Genomic DNA, 19,009 nt, shown 5'->3' with positions numbered 1-19,009 from the left:
GGCGGCGCCCGCCCACCCATCCATCGTTGCGGCGGGGGGGGGGGGCGGTTTGGGGGGTGTTTTGGGCGGGGGGGGGGGCCCCCCCGCGGCCCCCCGGGCCCCCCCCCCCTCGTAACGGCTGTCGGTTACCGCTTCAGCTCGGCCGCCACCAGTTCCGCGATCTGGACGGCGTTCAGGGCCGCGCCCTTGCGGAGGTTGTCGTTGGAGACGAAGAGGGCCAGGCCGTTGTCGACCGTCTCGTCGCGGCGGATGCGGCCGACGTAGGACGGGTCCTGGCCCGCCGCCTGCAGCGGGGTGGGGATGTCGGTGACGACGACACCGGGGGCGTCGGCCAGCAGCTCGGCCGCGCGCTCCGGGCTGATCGGGCGGGCGAACCGGGCGTTGATCTGGAGGGAGTGCCCGGAGAAGACCGGGACGCGCACGCAGGTACCGGAGACCTTCAGCCCGGGGATGCCCAGGATCTTGCGGGACTCGTTGCGCAGCTTCTGCTCCTCGTCGGTCTCGTGGAGACCGTCGTCCACGATGCTGCCGGCGAGGGGCAGCACGTTGAAGGCGATGGGGCGCTTGTAGACGGCCGGCTCCGGGAAGTCGACCGCGCCGCCGTCGTGGGTCAGCCTGTCGGCGTCGGCGACGACCTTCTGGGTCTGGCCGTGCAGTTCCGCCACGCCCGCGAGACCGGAGCCGGACACCGCCTGGTACGTGGCGACCACCAGCGCGTCCAGGCCCGCCTCGTCGTGCAGCGGACGCAGCACAGGCATCGCGGCCATCGTGGTGCAGTTCGGGTTGGCGATGATGCCCTTGGGGCGGTTCGCGATCGCGTCCGGGTTCACCTCGGAGACGACCAGCGGGACCTCGGGGTCCTTGCGCCACGCGGACGAGTTGTCGATCACGACCGCGCCCTGCGAGGCGACCTTCTCGGCCAGCGCCTTCGAGGTCGTACCGCCCGCCGAGAACAGCACGATGTCCAGACCGGTGTAGTCGGCGGTGGACGCGTCCTCCACCGTCACGCCGTCCAGCTCCGTCCCCGCCGAGCGGGCCGAGGCGAACAGGCGCAGCTCCGTGACCGGGAAGTTCCGCTCCTTGAGGATGCTGCGCATGACCGTGCCCACCTGACCGGTGGCTCCGACGATTCCGACCCTCACGGCGTCTCCCTCACTGCGTTCTGCGTCATACGACGTATACGGCGTACATGTGCCCTTTGCCTGCCGGCCGGGGCATTTCCATCATGCGGCCGACCACGGCCCGCCTGTCCAGTTCTTTGCGCTCCCTGCCCGCACAGTGGGACGCGCCGGCACCCCCCACCGGTCGTGGACCTGCGGTCACCACCCCTGTGAGCTGCAGGAATTCAGTCGTCGGGGGTCGTCGGCCGCAAGGTTCCCTGCCCCGCCCCACTCCACTCACACGGAGGTGTGACGTACGCCTCTGCCCGGTTCGCAACCGGTCGACAACCGATTCGCGCGGCGGGCGAACGTTCCGGGCCGCACCGGCGTCGTAGGGGAAACAGTGTGAGGGGGGTGGGCAGTGCTGCGCGGAAGGATCCGGCACGGCCGGCAGGCGTCCGGCGCCGTGGACGACGACCCGCTGGACGCGGCGCAGGAACGCCGGGTACGGGCGGTGCTCGCGCTCGGCGGGGTCCCGCAGACCGACCTGCCGGACGGGGTGCAGCAGGTCCGGCTGCGGCTGCTGGAGCGTGCCGCGAGCGGGCAGGCGGCGCCCCGGGACGTCTCGGCCTGGGCCGCCGTCGTCGCCTCGAACCTCGCCATGGACTGGCACCGGGCCAAACGCCGCCAGGAGCGGCTCGGCGAACGCCTCGCCGCGCTGCGCCCCGCCGGACCCCCGGCCGACGAGGAGACCCGTCTGCTCTCCCTCGCCGTCGCCCGCGGCCTGGACGGGCTGCCCGACGCCCAGCGCCAGGTCGTCGTGCTGCGCTTCTACGCCGACCTTCCGGTGCGCTCGATCGCCGAGCAGCTCGGTGTGCCGGAGGGCACGGTCAAGAGCAGGCTGCACACGGCCGTACGGGCCCTGCGCGCCCGCCTGCACGAGGACGAGGTGGTGTGACGTGAGCGTCCACGACGACGACCGGAACAACACCGGGGACGAGCACGGCACCGCGTACGACGGCGTCGACGCGCTCATGGCCGCGATCCTCGACGAGCCGCTGCCCGCCGCTGCCCGGCAGGACCCGGCGTTCATGGCCGCGCGGGACGCGGCCGCCGCCGATGTCGCCGTGCTGCGGGAGCAGCTGGGCCTGATCGGGGAAACGCTGGCAGCAGGGAGGGCGCCGGCCGTGCGAGTGGAGGCCGCGGGGTCGGGGGCCGGCGGTCCGGAGGCTGCCCCGGCGGTCGAGGCCGGGGCTTCGGACGTCCCCGGTGGCAGGCCCGCGGCGGGCCTCCTCGCGCCGGTGCGGCCCCTGCCCGCGCCCCGCCGTGCCCGTCGCCCGCTGCGGGTCGCCCTCGGCGTGCTCGCCGCAGCGGCGGCCGCCGCGGTGGTCCTCGGCACGGGCCGGCTCGTGACGCAGTCCGGGCAGGGCGACACGGCCTCCTCGGCAGCCGAGTCCGCCGACAGGGCGGCGGGCGCCGAGCAGCCCACGGGTGCCGGGGATTCGGCCGGTGTCCTCTTCGGCAGTCCCCGCTACCTCGCCTGTGCCCGGCTCGTCGCCGAGGGCACGGTGGCGGAGGTGGAACCGGTGCCGGGCGCCGGGCGGGACCGCGTCACGCTGGAGGTGACCCGCGGCTACAAGCCGGAGCCGGGCACCGCGGCGGAGGACCGGGACGAGGTCACCTTCCTGACCGGGGCCACCGGCAGGCCCCGGCTGCACACCGGCGACCGGGTCCTGGTCGGCCTGCCCCGCGAGGGCACCGTCCCGGACGCCGTGATCGTCGGTGAGGAGGACATCGCCCCCGAGCGGGTGCGCGTCACCGCCGCCCTGCCCGCCTCCCGCACCCTGACCTGCGAGTGACCGACGCAGGCGCGGGGCGCGTACGACGAAGGGGCGGGTGCCCTGGTGGACGCCCGCCCCCGGTGGTGGCCGTCGGTTACGGAACGACCTTCTCGATGGTCACGCTGCCCGTGCCCGCGACCGTGCCGCGCGCGTTGACCAGCTGGACCTGGCCGAAGAACTCGCGGCCCCCGGGAGCCGCCGCGGCGGCCGTGACGGTGCCGGAGACGGTGGCCGACTCGCCCGTGCCGATCCGCACCGGCGTGGAGCCGTCGACCGTGACCTCGCCGAGCGTGGCGGAGAAGAACACGTCCCGGTAGTCGTAGTCGGTGGAACCGGCCGGGACGGAGTAGCCCACGACCTCGACGGTGTACGTACCGGCCGCAGGGCCGGCCACGGACACCGATTCCTCCGAGTCGCCGTCGGCGGACTGACCGACGAGGACGCCGGCCGCGTCGTAGACCGCGAGGTCCAGGTCGGCGGAGGCGTCGGAGACGTTGCCGATGGCGACGTCGAGCGACGCGGCGCCCTCGGGCACCTCGACCGTGGTGGTGCGGACGTCGCCCGTGCCGATGGCCGGACGGTCCGACAGGGCGGAGCCCAGCGGGCCGCCGACCAGCTTGCCGTCCAGGGCGGCGGCCTCGTTGGTCACCTCCCAGGAGACGTCGGCCGGGGTGCCGACCTTGGCCTCCGGCACGGTCACGGTCTCCGGGTCGAAGACCGCGCCGAGCACGGCGACGTCCAGCTTGTACGGGTTGTCGAGCAGCGGCGAGGTGCGGCGCGCCTCGACCTCGATCTCCCAGACGCCCGGCTGCGGGTTCACGAACGAACGCAGGTCGGGACGGCAGGTGTTGGCCGGGTTGTCGTAGTTCGGGTAGCAGTTGACGGTCGACGTCGGGTCGGCCGGGACGCCGTACGGGTGGATGGCGACGAACCGGGTCTGGCTCGTGGCCCTCAGCCCGCTCATCGCGATCTCCAGCGTCTTCGCGCCCTCGGGCACGGTGACGAAGTAGGAGGTCGTGGCGTTGCGCTGGGCGGTGCCGGAGGCGGAGAAGGTGTGCGCCAGCGGAGCCGAGACGACCACGGTGCTCAGGATCTGCCGGTCGACGCCCTCGGTGCGCGGGTCGTCGACCTCGAGGATGGCACTCTTGAGGCCCGCCGACCGGGGCGAGGCCTGGACCTTGACGGTCACCGGCTCGTTCAGCGGCAGCCGGACGTCGTCGTCGCCGACGATGCGGAAGGCTCGGTCGGTGTTGTTCTCGAGGTCGAGCTCGTGCCGGAGCGCGCGGTCGGGACCGGACGTACGGGTGATGGTGATGTCGTACGTCTTCTTCTGGCCCGCCTTCAGGCCGCCCTCGCGGTCGTAGAGGCCGGTGCCGAAGCCGGGGGTCTTCAGGAACTGCTCGATCGCGGTGTCTACCGGCGCCTTCACGCTGTACTCGTGCGCGGTGGCCCCGTCACGGATGGAGTCCCAGGCCTCCTCGACGTCGATGAGGCCGGCGCCCTCCTCGTAGGCCTGCAGGCCCTTGATGTGCCGGGCGGTGGAGGTGAGGGCGGTGCGCAGCTCCGCGGGCGTCAGGTCGATGCGCTTCTGCTTCGCGGCCGACAGCAGCAGCGCGGCGGAGCCCGCGGCCTGCGGGGACGCCATCGAGGTGCCCTGGAGCATGCCGTAACCGGCCGGCAGGCCGTAGCCCGCCTCGGCGACCGGCTGGCCCGCCGCCCAGGTCTGGATGGTGTTGACCGCCGCGCCGGGCGCGATCAGCGTCGGCGTGAAGCCGCCGTCCTCACGCGGACCGCGGGACGAGAACGGCATCATGGCGTACTTCGTCTTCACGACGGAGCCGTAGTTGGCGGCCCAGGTCTCCCTGGAGACGGACGCGCCGACCGAGATGACCTTGTCGGCCAGGGCCGGGTCGCCGATGGTGTTGGTGCCGGGGCCGGAGTTGCCCGCGGAGATCACCAGCTGGACGCCGTAGGTGTCGATGAGGCGGGTGTACAGCTCGGCGCGGGCGTTGTTGCCGTCGTTGAGCGCGGGCAGGCCGCCGATGGACATGTTGACGATGTCGACCCCGCGCTCGGCGACGAGGTCGATCATGCCCTCGGTCAGCGCCACGTTGGTGCAGCCGCCGGACCAGGTGCAGGCGCGGGAGGAGACGAGCTTCGCGCCGGGTGCGGCGCCGTCCATCTGCCCGCCGAACAGGCCGTTGGCGGCGGTGATGCCGGCGACGTGCGAGCCGTGCGAGCCCTCGATGACACCGATGTTGACGAAGTCGGCCGTCCTGCCGACCCAGTCCCCGCCGTACGGGTCCATCGGGACGTCCTCGCGGATCTCCACGACGAACGGCTGGCGCTCGGCGACGTCGGTGGCCGGGTCGTCGGTGCCGAAGTACCCGATCTGGAAGCCGTCCTTGTAGGGCTTCATCGGGGTGTCGTCGGAGAAGTCCTGGTTGTCGTTCAGGTCGACCCGGACGGTGCCCGCCCCGGCGTCGTACAGCACACCCCAGGAGTCGGTGGTGTCGCCGTCGCGGTTGGCGTCGCCGCCCGCGTCACCGCCGGTGGTGTACGACTCCAGGAAGGTGCTGACCCGGTACGAACCGGCGGGGGCCTGCCAGGTCCTGCCGTTGTACGTGAAGGCCGGGCCGGAGACCGGAGAGGTCATCGGGCGCCAGGTCCGGTCGCCGTCGACGATCGGGTCGGTCGCCGTCACCCAGTCGACGATCTTGCGCTCGCCGGTGGTGGTCCTCTGCAGCGCCGGGTGGGCCAGGTCCACGCCCGAGTCGAGGATGCCGATGGTGACGCCGCGGCCGTCCGCCGTGCGGTTCTTCTTCACGAAGTCGACGGCGCCCGTCTCGAAGGACGGGTTGTACGGGTTCTTCGCGGGAGTCCGCCTGTCGGGGCCCGCGTAGGTGGCGGAGCCGCCCTTGCTCCCGGCCTTGGCGGTGGTGTCCGCGGCCGGGGTCGGGTCGTCGAGCGGGATCTCGTCGCGCAGGTCGATGCCGTGCACGGTGGAGAGCTTGGCGGCGGCGGCGATGGCCGAGTCCGCCTTGGCGGTGGGGACGGTGGCGCGGACGTAGCCGAGCTTGTCGTGGGTCCGGCCGACCGAGCCGCCCTTCACCGCGTTCAGCTCCTCGGCGACCTGCTCGGTCTGGCCGGGAGCGGTGGCGATCATCATCGTGATGTTCTTCTCGCCGTCGGCCTTGGCCTCGGCGAGGAGGTCCGCGTCACTCGAACCGAGCTTGTCGTGCGCGGACTTGACGTCACCGTCGACGGGTGCGGCGGTCGGCGTGTCGGCGGCGACCGCCAGGGGTATCGGCCCGACCGCACAGAGCGCGGCGACGAGACCGGCGGCCAGGGAGATACGGGCCGCGCGTCTCGCGCCCGCCGGCAGCGGTTGACGCTGGGAGGACTGGGTCATCGGCATCCCTTGGAAGTAAAGGCACCATCGTGGAGCGACCGGAGCCGATCGACCCTGGCCGCGATCGTCCGGAATACGGTCCCGGACGATCGTTGAGCCTTACGCAAGGGATAGGTGTTTGGAGAGGGTTGGCTGAATCGAGATGAATGTATGGGGAAAACCCGCGATGCGTTTATGGGGCGGTGGGGTATGAAGCGGGCAAGTCGTCCGCCCGGTGGGCCTCGTGGCCGCTCGCGGGTTAACGTCCCGGGATGCGGCAAACCCTGAGGGTGGCGGCCTACGCCGTGGTGGTGCGCGACGGACGGCTCCTGCTGGCCCGTTCCCCGGTGCCCCCGGGTGCTCCGGAGTGGGTGCTGCCGGGCGGCGGCATGGAGCACGGCGAGGACCCGTACGACACCGTGCGGCGGGAGGTCGAGGAGGAGACCGGGTATCGCGTCGAGGTCACCGGACTGCTCGGCGTGGACTCCGTCCGGCGTGCCCCGCCCCGCCGCCCGCTCCGGCTCCGCCGCGCCGTCGACCATCACGCCGTACGGCTGGTCTACGAGGGGCGGATCGTCGGCGGCGAGCTGCGCAGTGAGATCGGCGGCTCCACCGAACTGGCCGCCTGGCAGCCCCTGGACGCCGTCGCGGATCTGGTCAGGGTCGGCCTGATCGACACCGGGCTGCGGCTGTGGCGGGAGCGTCCGGCGGCGGGACGGGTGGAACGCGTGGAGGGCTGACGCGGGGAGTACGTGAACTCCTGGGGCTCGCGCGCCGATCGACCGCAATACCCTTGATGTGGAGGTATGGCGTCATCCGGCTTCCCCGTGAAGTGAACGCAGCGTGACCGGTCCTGGGCCGGCGCGGAAGCGGGCGCCGACGGCCCGGGTGGTCCAAGATCCACGTACGGCGATCGGCGTTGCGCGTTGCCGTCGCGTTCACACGCAGGCCATTCCCGCTGCCAAGCATCCAGTACGAGCGGGATGTTCACCCGGCGAACCACCGGCGAGCGTCCCGCGGTCACTGCCGATGCGTTCGCACCCGGGGAGACAAGCGCCATGTCGCGCATACGCTCAGTCGCCGGCTCCACCGCACTCCACCGTCGTTCCCTCCTCGCCGCCACCGGCGCGGTCGCCCTCTCCGCCGGTGCCGGATACGCCCTGCGGCCCGGCGGCGGCCAGGCCGTGGCCGCCGGCAGCGCCGACGCCGCCGCGGACGCGGCGGTACTCACCTCCTCCCGGCAGGCGCCGGCCGCCCCGCTCACCCCGTACACGCGCGGCACCACCGTCGCCGGGGTGTCCGCACCGCGCGGCGGCAGTGCCGCCGGCTACCGGCGCCTCGAGGAAGGGCCGGGCTGGGGGCGGGTGGTCCGCGGCGAGCTGGCCGGGGCCCGCTCCGGCCGGGACGACCGCCGCACCACGCTGGCCGCGTTCGTGCAGCTCACCGACCTGCATGTGATCGACACGCAGCATCCGCTGCGCCTGGAGTACCTGCGCTCCGCCGATGTGCACGCCTGGCGGCCCCACGAGGCGCTCACCGTGCACGGCGCGGTCTCCCTCGTCGAACGGATCAACGCCCTGCGGGGCGGCCCCGTCACCGGTTCCCCGCTGCACTTCGCGATGACCACCGGCGACAACACCGACAACAACACCCGCTCCGAACTGGACTGGTTCCTCACCGCGCTCAGCGGCGGCCGCATCGCCCCCAACAGCGGGGACCCGCGCCACTACGAGGGCGTACAGAACAGCGGTCTGCGCCAGTACTGGCAGCCGGACGCCACCACCCGCGACGCCGACAAGCAGCTCGGCTTCCCCCACCTCGACGGCTTCCTCGCCGCGGCCGTCCGCGAGGTGAACAGCCCCGGCCTCAACCTCCCCTGGTACTCCACCGTCGGCAACCACGACACGATGCCGCTCGGCTGCTACGCCTCCCACGGCGACCCGTACCTCACCGAACTCGCCGTCGGCGGCCGCAAGCTGATGGAGCTCGGGGCGGCCGAGGCGAAGAAGCTCCAGCGGACCATCAGAAAGGCCGCCGACCCGCGGGGCGTCCAGTACGGCGCGTTCCTCAAGTCCCAGGCCCGCGCCATGCGGTCGGTGACCCCCGACGAGGCGCGCGCCCCCTTCACTCCCGCCGAGTACATCGAGGCCCACCTGGACCCCGCCCACCGCGGGTTCGGGCCGGTGGGGCACGGCTACTCCGCCGCCAACCTCGACGCGGGCACCCAGTACTACTCGTTCCGCGTCTCCGAGGACGTCATCGGCATCAGCCTCGACACCACCGACCCCGGCGGCCACTACGCGGGCTCCCTGGGCACGGCCCAACTGCGATGGCTGGAGCGGACGCTGCGCACCCACAAGGACGCCCGCGCGATCGTCTTCAGCCACCACACCAGCGAGTCGATGACGAACACGCACCGCGACCCGGCCCGCCCCGACGAGCGACGCCACGACGGCGGGGAACTCGTCGAACTCCTCGGCAGCCACCCCAACGTGGTGGCCTGGGTCAACGGCCACATCCACCGCAACGCCGTCACCCCGCACACCGGTTCGGCCGGTTCCTTCTGGGAGATCTCCACCGCCTCCCACGTCGACTTCCCCCAACTCGCCCGCGTCATCGAGCTGGTGGACAACAAGGACGGCACCCTGTCCCTGTTCACCACCCTGGTCGAGTCCGCGGCCCCGGCCCGCACGGACTACAGCGACCTCACCCAGACCGGCCTCGCCGCCCTCTACCGCGAGCTGTCCTGCAACGCCCCCGGCGCCCGCACCGACCTCGGTGGCACGCCCCGGGACCGCAACACGGAACTCCTGCTCAAGGCGTAGGACCCGCCCGGGACGAGCCGGCCCGGGAGACCCGCCCGGTTCAGCGGGGCAGGACCACCACGTAGGCCGCGGGCTCGTGGTCGTCCGCCGGGGCGGCACCGGTCGTCGGTCTCCGCGGCCGAGACGCCGTGCGAGCGGAGACGGGCGGTCGTGAGCGCGCGCCGAGGCCCGGCGGCGAGAAGGTGCGGAGGGTGGGGAAAGAGCGGGGGAAGCGGGGAATCGTGGTTCATGTCCGGCAATTTCCCGCGCCGGATCCGCTCCCGAACCTCTGGTGCGCGCCCGTCGGTAATTCGGTACAAACCTGCCCTGTAGGACGCGCGTTCGGATGCCGGAAACCCCTGGTCCGTTCGGGTGCGACCAGGGGTTACGGCTCTTATTGCCTGAATTTCGTAACGGTCACGGAGCGCGTGTCCCAGGGGTGGGATCGCGCGCGGAGCCGGGTGTGTGTCACCCCGCCGCCGCGTCGCACGCCTGGCCGCGCAGCGCACGGGCCAGGTCGTCCCGGGCCTCCAGCACCAGACGGCGCAGCGCCGGGGGCGCGTCCTCGTGGGCCGCGAGCCACGCGTCCGTCGCGTCCAGCGTCCCGGTCGAGTCCAGCAGTTCGGGGAACAGGCCCCGCACCACGTGCATGCCGATCTGGATCGACCGCTCCTCCCACACCCGCTCGATCACCGCGAAGTACTTCTCCGCGTACGGGGCGAGCAGCTCCCGCTGCGAGGGCTGGGCGAAACCTGCGATGGTCGCCTCCACCAGCGCGTTGGACAGCTCCTTCGACTCCACGACCCGCTCCCAGCCCGCCGCCTTGACCTCCGCCGACGGGCGGGCGGCCAGGCAGCGGACCTGGTGGCGCCTGCCGGAGGCGGTGTCGTCCCGGGCCAGTTCCTCGGCCAGTGCCTTTCCGTCGGCGAGCCCGTGCGCGGCCAGCGGCTCCAGGAACACCCAGCGCAGCTCCTGGTCGACGTCGAGCCCCTCGACCGTCACCGTGCCCGACAGCAGCTCCTGGAGCAGCTGGAAGTCGCCCGGCGCACCGGCCGACCGGGCGAAGAAGCGGGCCCAGGCCAGCTGCTGTTCGCTGCCCGGCACGGCGGCCTCCAGCTCGCGCCGGGCGCCCTCGGCGAGCAGCCGCCCGCCGGTCTCCCGCCAGGAGGGCGCCGCGTAGTGGACGATCGCCGACTCGGCCCAGGCGTGCAGCATCTGGAGCACGCCGATGTCGGACTCGCGCCCGCCGAACCGCAGGACCAGGTCCACGAAATCCCGCGCGGGCAGCAGTGCGTCCCGGGTGAGGTTCCACAGCGCCGACCAGCACAGGGCACGGGCCAGGGGGTCGGTCAGCGCGCCCAGGTGCCCGCGGAGGGTGGCCAGCGAGGTCTCGTCGAAGCGGATCTTGCAGTACGTGAGGTCGTCGTCGTTGACCAGCACCAGCTCGGGTGCCTCGGCCCCGGCGAGTTCCGCGACGACCGTACGGGCCCCGTCGACGTCCGCCTCGGCGCGCGCGTACCGCTCCAGCGCGCCGCCGTCCGTACGCCGGTACAGGCCCACCGCGACCCGGTGCGGGCGCAGTTCGGGGTGGGACTCCGGGGCCTCCTGCACCACCGCCAGCTCGTCGATCCTGCCCTCCGCGGTCAACAGCACCTGCGGTGTGAGGGAGTTGACCCCGGCCGTCTGGAGCCAGGCGCGCGACCACGCCGTCATGTCGCGCCCGCTGGTCTCCTCGAGGACCGACAGCAGATCACCGAGGCGCGTGTTGCCGTACGCGTGCCGCTTGAAGTAGCGCCGGACACCCTCCAGGAACGCGTCCCGGCCGACGTACGCCACCAGCTGCTTGAGCACCGAGGCGCCCTTGGCGTACGTGATGCCGTCGAAGTTCAGCTTGGCGTCCTGCAGGTCGCGGATGTCCGCGGTGACCGGGTGCGTGGACGGCAGCTGGTCCGCGCGGTACGCCCAGGCCTTGCGGCGGTTGGCGAAGGTGACCCAGCCGTCGGTGAACCGGGTGGCGCCCACCAGCGAGAAGGCGCCCATGAAGTCGGCGAAGGACTCCTTCAGCCACAGGTCGTCCCACCACTCCATGGTGACCAGGTCGCCGAACCACATGTGCGCCATCTCGTGCAGGATCGTGTTGGCGCGGCCCTCGTAGGACGCCCGGGTGACCTTGCCGCGGAAGATGTACTCCTCCCGGAAGGTCACCAGACCCGGGTTCTCCATCGCGCCCAGGTTGTACTCGGGCACGAACGCCTGGTCGTACTTCCCGAACGGGTACGGGTAGTCGACGTGGTCGTGGAAGAAGTCCAGGCCCTGCTTGGTCACCAGGAAGATGTCGTCGGCGTCGAAGTGCGGCGCGAGACCCTTGCGGCACATCGCGCCGAGCGGGATCTCCAGCCGTGTGCCGTCGGGCAGTTCACGCTCGTAGGAGTCCGTGACGTAGTGGTACGGCCCGGCGACCACGCAGGTGATGTACGTCGAGATCGGCTTGGTCTCCGCGAACCGCCACACGCCGTCGGTGAGTTCACCGACCCCGTTGCTCCACACCGTCCAGCCCTCGGGGGCCCGCACCTCGAAGCGGTGGGGCGCCTTGAGGTCGGGCTGCTCGAAGTTGGCGTACACCCGGCGGGCGTCGGCCGGCTCGTACTGGGTGTAGAGGTACACCTCGCCGTCCTCGGGATCGACGAAGCGGTGCAGGCCCTCGCCGGTACGGGAGTACGCGCACTGCGCGTCGACGACCAGCTCGTTGTCGGCGGCCAGGTCGTCGAGGAGCAGCCGGGAGCCGTCGAACACCTCGCCCGGGTCGAGGTCCCGCCCGTTGAGCGAGACGGCCGTCACGCTCGGCGCGATCAGGTCCGCGAAGCTGCTCGCGCCGGGCTCCGCACAGCGGAACCGGACGGTCGTCACCGAGCGGAACGTACGCGGCCCGTCCGCGCCGTCCCCACCGGTCGCGTCGGCCGTGCCGGTCGCGGTGCGCAGGTCGAGGGACACCTCGTACCCGTCCACCGACAACAGTGCGGCCCGCTCCCGGGCCTCGTCGCGGGTCAGGTTCTCACCGGGCACAGGCGGACTCCTCATGCGTCGTCGACATCGACAGGGCTGTACAGCACCGATCCTGCCATGCGCCCCTGACGCGGGGCGGCCGGGAAGGGGAGGGACGGGAATGAGGGGGTGGGGTGCGGGTGTTTCACGGGGAAGCGATTCCCCGCACTTCCCTTCCGAGGAGCGACATGCCGGACACGTCCACCGCCACTCCCGTCGACTTCTGGTTCGACCCGCTGTGCCCCTGGGCCTGGATGACCTCCCGCTGGGTGCTGGAGGTGGAGAAGGTGCGGGACATCAAGGTCCACTGGCACCTGATGAGCCTCGCCGTCCTCAACGAGGACAAGCTCGACGAGCTGCCCGAGGAGTATGCCGAGATGCTCGCGACCAAGGCGTGGGGCCCCGTCCGTGTCGTCGCCGCGGCCCAGGCGGAGCACGGCGCCGAGGTGCTCGGCGACCTCTACACCGCGATCGGCACCCGCATCCACAACGACGGCGAGGGCCCGACGAAGGAGGCCGTGGCCGCCGGCCTGAAGGAGGCCGGGCTGCCCGACTCCCTCATGGACCACTGGGACTCCACCCCTTACGAGCCCCAGCTGCGCGCCTCCCACAAGGAGGGCATCGACAAGGTCGGCCAGGACGTCGGCACCCCGGTCATCGCCGTGCCCGGCGCCGACGGCGAGCAGATCGCCTTCTTCGGCCCGGTCGTCACCCCCGCACCCAAGGGCGAGGAGGCCGCCCGCCTCTGGGACGGCACCCTCGCCGTGGCCTCCGTCCCCGGCTTCTACGAGATCAAGCGCACGCGGACGAAGGGCCCGGACTTCGGCAACCTGTGACGGGACGCTTCGGGGCCGGCCGCCCGGGACAGGGGTGGCACCGGGCCCGTCACTCCGGTTCGGGCAGGCGGATGGGCTTGGGGAACGGCTTCATCGTCCACCCCGTACGCAGGTTGCGGCACTGCTTGCCGGAGGCCGGGTCCAGCACGTTCACGCAGATCCAGAACTCATTCACCCCCGCCCGCCCCAGCCTCTCCTTGAGCTGCTCCCGCTCCGCCTTGTCCAGCTGGCGATGCGGTTGCTCCGCGTCGCACGTCGAGCAGGGGTACCTCTTGGTCCTGGGTGTCGTCATGAGGCACTTTGACCCGGAACGCCGTATATCGGAAGCCCTCGCGAGTCGAGTCCTCGCGAGGGCTTCCGTCTTTCCGCCTGCCGGGTGAACGGTGAGAAGACGATCACGGGGCAGGATGCTTATTGCATTGAGATTGCAACTGCAGGCTAACAGCGAAAGGGGCGATGTGTGCGGGGTTCAGTTCCCTGTGTCCGTGCGGGAGCCGTGGGAGCCGCGTGACCCGGCCCGCTGCCAGGCGTAGCCGGCGGCCGCCAGGGCGAGGGTCATGCCGCCCGTCGAGTACAGCTGTACGCGCGTGTCCGGCTCCCGGGCCATCAGGACGAAGACGGCGGCCATCCCGGCCAGCGCGATCCACGTCAGCCACGGGAACGCCCACATCCGGACGGTCAGCTTCTGGGGAGCCTCGCGCTCCAGGACGCGGCGCAGCCGCAGCTGCGAGACGGCGATGAAGACCCAGACGACGAGGATCACCGCGCCGATCATGTTCAGCAGCCAGGAGAAGACGTCGTCGGGCCGCCAGTAGCTGAGCAGCACGCACAGGAACCCGAAGACCGACGAGGCCAGCACGGCGACCCGCGGCACCCCGGCCGACACCAGGCCCAGCACCTTCGGCCCCTGACCGCGCCGCACCAGGGAGTAGCCGATGCGCGAGGCGCCGTAGATGTTGGCGTTCATCGCGGACAGCAGCGCCACCAGCACCACGACGTTCATCAGCTGCCCGGCGCCCGGGATGCCGAGCCGGTCCAGGGCGGCGACGTACGGGCCCTGCTCGACGACCGCCGGCGAGTCCCACGGGACCAGGGCGACGACGACCGCCATCGAGCCGACGTAGAACAGCGCGATCCGCCACATCGCCGTACGGACCGCGCTCGCGACACCCTTGACCGGGTTCTCCGACTCCGCCGCGGCGATGGTCACCGTCTCCAGGCCGCCGTACGCGAAGACGGACGCGAGCAGGCCGATCACCAGCCCCTCGCCGCCGTTCGGGAGCAGCGGGGTGAGGTTCGAGGCGCCGGGGGAGTCGGTGCCCGGCAGGACGCCCGCGAGGGCCAGCACGCCGAGCACCAGGAACAGCGAGATCGCGCCGACCTTCAGCGCCGCGAACCAGAACTCGAACTCGCCGAACTTCTTCACGGCCGCGAGGTTCGTGGCACAGAACATCACCATGAACAGCGCCACCCACGCCCACTCGGGCGTGCCCGGGAGCCAGCCGGTGACGATCTTCGCGGCGCCGATGCCCTCCAGGCCGACCGCCGTGCACAGCAGCACCCAGAACGCCCAGCCCGAGGCGAAGCCCGCCCAGGGCCCGATCGCCCGCTCGGCGTGTGCCGAGAACGAACCGGACGACGGGTACGCGGCCGACATCTCGCCGAGCATCCGCATCACCAGCATGACCAGCAGGCCGGAGAGGGCGTAGGCGAGGACGATCGACGGCCCCGCGGCGGCGATGCCCGCGCCGGAGCCGACGAACAGCCCGGCCCCGATCACTCCGCCCAGGGCGATCATCGACAGATGGCGCTGCTTGAGGCCGGAGGAGAGCGAGGCACCGTCCTGCGGGGGCGTGTCGGGTGTCTCGGGTGTCTCGGGTGTCTCGGTGGAGGGGCTGGGCACGGACACGGCTCGTCCAATACGGGAGACGGCAAAAACCACGTCAGTCTGGGCGGCCCTCCTGGGCGGGGAGAGGGTCGCCCAGTATGTGGACGCACTTTATTCGGAGGGTGTTGTTCCGGTTACTCGGCGGCCGTGGGCTCGCCGGCCGTCTGCGCCCGCGCCCGCCGGCAGAGGAAAGCCGGGACCGGATGCTTTGGTGGGACCCTACAGCCGCCGTAAGGCCGGGCCTTGTAGGAGAGGCCACGTCACCGCAGTGACCGGTGTCACGCGGCGCCCCGGTTGGCGCGCGATCTTTGTCCGGAGCCCACCATGGGTGTGCCGGAGCCTTTGTCGAGCGCCGACGGTGATCGGCGCGAGAACGCTGGGATAGCGTCGCGGTGTCCCGAACCGTCCTCACCTCCCGCGGAGTCCCCATGAGCACCGCAGCCGCCACATCCGCTCTGCCCCGGCAGGGCGGGACCCGAGCCGGCCTGGTCCTCGCCGACCTCGTTCCGGCGTCCCGCGTGCGGGACGTCGCCCTCGTGGTCGGAGGTGCCGCGCTCACCGGCATCGCCGCCCAGCTCGCCGTCCCCGTCCCGGGCTCCCCGGTCCCGGTGACCGGCCAGACCTTCGCCGCGCTGCTCGTCGGCACCACCCTCGGCGCCCGGCGCGGTCTGTTCGCCCTCGCGCTGTACGCGATGGCGGGCGCCGCCGGTGTGCCGTGGTTCGCCGAGGGCAGGTCCGGTATCGGGATGCCGTCGTTCGGTTACGTCCTGGGCATGCTGCTGGCCGCGGTCGTGGTGGGCTCCCTCGCCCGCCGCGGCGCCGACCGCTCCGCCTGGCGGATGGCGGGCACCATGCTGCTCGGCTCGGCGGTCATCTACGCCGTCGGCGTGCCCTACCTGGCGCTGGCCACCGGCATGTCCGCCTCCGCCGCGGTCGCGGCCGGCCTCACCCCGTTCCTCATCGGCGACGCCCTGAAGGCGGCCCTGGCCATGGGCGTGCTCCCCACCGCCTGGCGGTTCGTCAACAAGCGTTGACAATAGGGTTCTTCGGGCCGATCAGGCACGGATGGACAGCGGGAAGGAGGCCGGCCGGGCGCGCGTACGGTGCCCGGCCGGCCTCCTTCCGCGTCCCCGGGCTCATGGGGTGAGAGCACCGGGTGAGCCTGCCGGTGGGTCCGGCGGTCCCCTCTTCCTGCCGCCGTGGCCGCCGCGACGACCACCACCACAGCCCCGCCGTGCCCCCGCCCCGGCGCGCCCGCGCGTGATCCGCCGTGTCACACTCGGAGCATGCGCGTGTACCTCGGTTCCGACCATGCCGGATACGAACTCAAGAACCACCTCGCCGCGTGGCTCAAGGACGCGGGCCACGAGCCCGTCGACTGCGGGCCCCACCTCTACGACGCCCAGGACGACTACCCGCCCTTCTGTCTCCGCGCGGCCGAGCGGACCGCCGCCGACCCCGGCAGCCTCGGCATCGTGATCGGCGGCTCCGGCAACGGTGAGCAGATCGCCGCGAACAAGGTGAAGGGCGTACGGGCGGCCCTGGCGTGGAGCGAGGAGACCGCGGCGCTGGGCCGCACGCACAACGACGCCAACGTGGTCGCGGTGGGTGCGCGCATGCACACCACGGACGAGGCGACGAAGTTCGTCGAGATCTTCCTGGGCACCCCGTTCTCGGGCGACGAGCGCCACAGCCGCCGCATCGACATGCTCGCGGACTACGAGACCACCGGCGACCTGCCCCCGATCCCGCCCCACCACCCCCAGCAGTAGCCGGCGGCCGGCCCGTACGCGGCCGGCCCGTACGCGGCCCGCCGGGGAGCGGCGGCTCCCACGGCGGGACGGACGCGGTCGGCCCCGGCAGGCAGTGGCCGGCGGGGGCGCACGAGAGCAGAAGAGAGCAGAGAGGGAAGGGACCGGACCCGTGCCGGAGGGCCACACCATCCACCGGCTGGCCGAGGACTACGCCGTCGCCTTCGCCGACGGCAGCCCCCTGCGCGTCACCAGCCCCCAGGGCAAGTTCAGCGACGCCGCCGCCCTCCTGGACCGCACCGCCCTGCACACCGCCGACGCCCACGGCAAGCACCTCTTCCTCGGCTTCCGTGACCCGGACCCCGAGCACACCGCCTGGGTCCACATCCACCTCGGCCTCTTCGGCAAGGTCGCCCTGGGCCCGGCCCCCGCGCCCCCGCCCACGGACACCGTCCGCCTGCGCCTCGCGCACCCCACGGCGTACGCCGACCTCCGCGGACCCACCACCTGCGCCCTGATCACCGGCCCCGAGAAGCGGGCGGTACACGACCGCCTCGGCCCCGACCCCCTGCGCCCGGACGCCGAACCGGACGCCGCGTACCGCAGGATCAGCCGCAGCCGTACGACGATCGCCGCGCTTCTCATGGACCAGAAGGTCATCGCCGGCGTCGGAAACGTCTACCGCGCCGAGGTCCTCTTCCGGCACCGCATCGACCCCTACCGCGCGGGCCGGGACATCACCCCCGCCGAGTGGGACGCGATCTGGACCGACCTGGTCGGTCTGATGCGCGAAGGGGTCCGCGACAACCGCATCGACACCGTCCGTCCGGAACACACCCCGGAGGCGATGGGCCGCCCGCCGCGCGTCGACGACCACGGCGGCGAGGTGTACGTCTACCGCCGGGTCCACCAGCCCTGCCACCTCTGCGGCGGTGAGATCCGCACCGCCGATCTCGCCGCCCGTAACCTCTTCTGGTGCCCCGCCTGCCAACACCGTTAGAGAATTTCCGCCGGACGCCCCCCGCGACGGCGCCCGGTGAAGTTGACTGTGAAGTCGGTCCCCCAACGAGGGACAACCAGGACCTCCCGTGCCAAGTGGCCGGTCCGATGGATAGGGTCCCCAACTGATGGCAGCAGGACGAGAGAGGCGCGCAGAAGCCGACACGTTGACGGCCCGGGTGAAGAAGCAATGGCACCGGGCCCGCGTCGGCGTGCGCCGGGCTGCCGTCGACTACTTCCGCGGGGACGGCTCCGACTGGATAGCCCTCGCAGGGCTGCTGCTGACGATCCCGCTCATCGCGGTGGCGACCCTCGCCAACTCCGTCTGGTTCGCGCCGTCCGCACTGGTCCTGCCGATCGTCGCCGGCGGGCTGCTGCTGCGCCCGGCCAGTCTGCTCGGCCTGTACGCGGCGGCGGCGACCGCGCTGATCGTGGAGGCCGTCCGACTCGGCCCGTACACCGAGGGCGCCTCCCGGGTCACCCCCGGCGTCGTCCTCGTCGTGGCCGCCGGAGGCTTCTTCGGCCTGGTCGTCGCCCAGTTCCGCAGCCGGGTCGGCGTGCCCTGGCGGCGGGGCGGCACCATGCTGTTCGACCTGCGTGAACGCATCCGCGTCCAGAGCCAGTTGCCGGCCCTGCCCAGCGGATGGCACCGGGAGATGTCCCTGCGTCCCGCGGGCGGCCAGTCCTTCTCGGGCGACTTCGTGGTCGCCGCCCGCACCAACGGCGGGCGCACGCTGGAAGTCGTCCTGACCGACGTGTCCGGCAAGGGCATGGACGCCGGATCGCGCGCCCTGCTGCTGTCCGGCGCCTTCGGCGGCCTGCTCGGCAGCCTCCCGCCGCACGCCTTCCTGCCGGCCGCCAACGGCTACCTGCTCCGCCAGGAATGGGAGGAGGGCTTCGCCACCTCCATCCACCTCGTCCTCGACCTGGACTCCGGCGACTACGAGCTGTACTCCGCCGGACATCCGCCGGGCCTCCAACTCAGCGCGGGCAGCGGCAAATGGGAGGAGAAGACGGCCGAAGGCCCGCTCCTCGGTGTGTACGACGGCGCCCAGTTCGACCCGGTGAAGGGCTCGCTGCGCGCCGGCGACGTGCTGATGCTGTTCACCGACGGCCTGGTGGAGACGTCGGAGCGGGACATCGTCGAAGGCATCGACCGCCTCACCGGAGAGGCCGACCGCTATGTCGCCGGCGGCTTCCACGGAGCGGCCTGGCACCTCATCGAAGCGGTCGCCAAGGACGTCAACGACGACCGGGCGCTCCTGCTGATCTGCCGCGAGGGCCCGACAGCCGCCGCGACCCGCTGACCGGGCGCCGTACGGCTCGGCGCCGCCACTCCTCTGCCGCCCTCCTGTCT

The 19,009-nt window shown here is 72.3% G+C and carries 14 protein-coding genes; 9 read left to right on the top strand and 5 right to left on the bottom strand.

Annotated elements, in window-relative coordinates:
- Positions 1–125 precede the first annotated feature (125 nt).
- Positions 126–1,142 carry an aspartate-semialdehyde dehydrogenase gene (locus ACFWVE_RS14240; RefSeq protein ID WP_384012820.1) on the bottom strand — a complete coding sequence of 339 codons (1,017 nt, stop codon included), beginning with the start codon at positions 1,140–1,142 and terminating at the stop codon, positions 126–128.
- Positions 1,143–1,521: 379 nt separating this feature from the next.
- Here ACFWVE_RS14240 and ACFWVE_RS14235 point away from each other — a divergent pair, with 379 nt between their 5' ends.
- Both ACFWVE_RS14235 and ACFWVE_RS14230 read left to right on the top strand, forming a co-directional pair.
- The gene (locus tag ACFWVE_RS14235; protein WP_384012818.1) at positions 1,522–2,058 is read left to right on the top strand and encodes an RNA polymerase sigma factor; all 537 of its coding nucleotides are present in this window, start codon (positions 1,522–1,524) and stop codon (positions 2,056–2,058) included.
- Between the two features lies 1 nt (position 2,059).
- On the top strand, positions 2,060–2,959 hold the full coding sequence (locus ACFWVE_RS14230; RefSeq protein ID WP_384012816.1) for a hypothetical protein: 900 nt from the start codon (positions 2,060–2,062) through the stop codon (positions 2,957–2,959).
- A 76-nt stretch (positions 2,960–3,035) separates the two neighbouring features.
- Here ACFWVE_RS14230 and ACFWVE_RS14225 read toward each other — a convergent pair whose 3' ends face one another.
- Positions 3,036–6,353: a S8 family serine peptidase gene (locus tag ACFWVE_RS14225; RefSeq protein WP_384012813.1), complete on the bottom strand. Its 3,318-nt coding sequence runs from the start codon at positions 6,351–6,353 to the stop codon at positions 3,036–3,038.
- Positions 6,354–6,604: 251 nt separating this feature from the next.
- On the opposite strand from ACFWVE_RS14225, the gene ACFWVE_RS14220 reads away from it, so the two are divergent.
- Both ACFWVE_RS14220 and ACFWVE_RS14215 read left to right on the top strand, forming a co-directional pair.
- Entirely contained in the window at positions 6,605–7,072 is a 468-nt protein-coding gene (locus ACFWVE_RS14220; protein WP_384012810.1) for an NUDIX hydrolase, read from the top strand.
- A gap of 318 nt (positions 7,073–7,390) precedes the next feature.
- Positions 7,391–9,157: a TIGR03767 family metallophosphoesterase gene (locus ACFWVE_RS14215; protein ID WP_384012807.1), complete on the top strand. Its 1,767-nt coding sequence runs from the start codon at positions 7,391–7,393 to the stop codon at positions 9,155–9,157.
- Positions 9,158–9,604: 447 nt separating this feature from the next.
- Here ACFWVE_RS14215 and pepN read toward each other — a convergent pair whose 3' ends face one another.
- Positions 9,605–12,199, bottom strand: a complete 2,595-nt coding sequence (gene pepN / locus ACFWVE_RS14210) for an aminopeptidase N (protein WP_384012804.1) — start codon at positions 12,197–12,199, stop codon at positions 9,605–9,607.
- Positions 12,200–12,366: 167 nt separating this feature from the next.
- On the opposite strand from pepN, the gene ACFWVE_RS14205 reads away from it, so the two are divergent.
- Positions 12,367–13,014, top strand: a complete 648-nt coding sequence (locus ACFWVE_RS14205) for a DsbA family protein (protein ID WP_384012800.1) — start codon at positions 12,367–12,369, stop codon at positions 13,012–13,014.
- Positions 13,015–13,063: 49 nt separating this feature from the next.
- Here ACFWVE_RS14205 and ACFWVE_RS14200 read toward each other — a convergent pair whose 3' ends face one another.
- Both ACFWVE_RS14200 and ACFWVE_RS14195 read right to left on the bottom strand, forming a co-directional pair.
- Positions 13,064–13,306, bottom strand: a complete 243-nt coding sequence (locus tag ACFWVE_RS14200; protein ID WP_384012797.1) for a hypothetical protein — start codon at positions 13,304–13,306, stop codon at positions 13,064–13,066.
- A 177-nt stretch (positions 13,307–13,483) separates the two neighbouring features.
- Positions 13,484–14,917: an amino acid permease gene (locus tag ACFWVE_RS14195; protein WP_384012794.1), complete on the bottom strand. Its 1,434-nt coding sequence runs from the start codon at positions 14,915–14,917 to the stop codon at positions 13,484–13,486.
- 413 nt (positions 14,918–15,330) lie between these two features.
- Between ACFWVE_RS14195 and ACFWVE_RS14190 the strand changes: the two genes are divergently transcribed.
- The 4 genes from ACFWVE_RS14190 to ACFWVE_RS14175 all read left to right on the top strand — a co-directional run bounded on the left by ACFWVE_RS14190 (position 15,331) and on the right by ACFWVE_RS14175 (position 18,959).
- Positions 15,331–15,936 (top strand): biotin transporter BioY, encoded by a 606-nt coding sequence (locus tag ACFWVE_RS14190; RefSeq protein ID WP_384012792.1) that lies wholly within the window; start codon positions 15,331–15,333, stop codon positions 15,934–15,936.
- 252 nt (positions 15,937–16,188) lie between these two features.
- Positions 16,189–16,674: a ribose-5-phosphate isomerase gene (locus tag ACFWVE_RS14185; protein WP_384012789.1), complete on the top strand. Its 486-nt coding sequence runs from the start codon at positions 16,189–16,191 to the stop codon at positions 16,672–16,674.
- A gap of 151 nt (positions 16,675–16,825) precedes the next feature.
- Entirely contained in the window at positions 16,826–17,653 is an 828-nt protein-coding gene (locus ACFWVE_RS14180) for an Fpg/Nei family DNA glycosylase (protein ID WP_384012786.1), read from the top strand.
- A 127-nt stretch (positions 17,654–17,780) separates the two neighbouring features.
- Positions 17,781–18,959, top strand: a complete 1,179-nt coding sequence (locus ACFWVE_RS14175) for a PP2C family protein-serine/threonine phosphatase (protein ID WP_384012783.1) — start codon at positions 17,781–17,783, stop codon at positions 18,957–18,959.
- Positions 18,960–19,009 lie beyond the last annotated feature (50 nt).

This window comes from Streptomyces sp. NPDC058632 (assembly GCF_042717095.1).
Taxonomy (GTDB): domain Bacteria; phylum Actinomycetota; class Actinomycetes; order Streptomycetales; family Streptomycetaceae; genus Streptomyces.
Note: the sequence above shows the minus strand (reverse complement) of the source record. Positions and strands in the feature narration are given on the sequence as shown.

What these genes read in the sequence shown, in the direction of transcription:
- ACFWVE_RS14225 (WP_384012813.1), bottom strand. Translation starts at nt 6,353, where the DNA reads ATGACCCAGTCCTCCCAGCGTCAACCGCTGCCGGCGGGCGCGAGACGC.
- ACFWVE_RS14220 (WP_384012810.1), top strand. Translation starts at nt 6,605, where the DNA reads ATGCGGCAAACCCTGAGGGTGGCGGCCTACGCCGTGGTGGTGCGCGAC.
- ACFWVE_RS14215 (WP_384012807.1), top strand. Translation starts at nt 7,391, where the DNA reads ATGTCGCGCATACGCTCAGTCGCCGGCTCCACCGCACTCCACCGTCGT.
- ACFWVE_RS14205 (WP_384012800.1), top strand. Translation starts at nt 12,367, where the DNA reads ATGCCGGACACGTCCACCGCCACTCCCGTCGACTTCTGGTTCGACCCG.
- ACFWVE_RS14200 (WP_384012797.1), bottom strand. Translation starts at nt 13,306, where the DNA reads ATGACGACACCCAGGACCAAGAGGTACCCCTGCTCGACGTGCGACGCG.
- ACFWVE_RS14190 (WP_384012792.1), top strand. Translation starts at nt 15,331, where the DNA reads ATGAGCACCGCAGCCGCCACATCCGCTCTGCCCCGGCAGGGCGGGACC.
- ACFWVE_RS14185 (WP_384012789.1), top strand. Translation starts at nt 16,189, where the DNA reads ATGCGCGTGTACCTCGGTTCCGACCATGCCGGATACGAACTCAAGAAC.
- ACFWVE_RS14175 (WP_384012783.1), top strand. Translation starts at nt 17,781, where the DNA reads ATGGCAGCAGGACGAGAGAGGCGCGCAGAAGCCGACACGTTGACGGCC.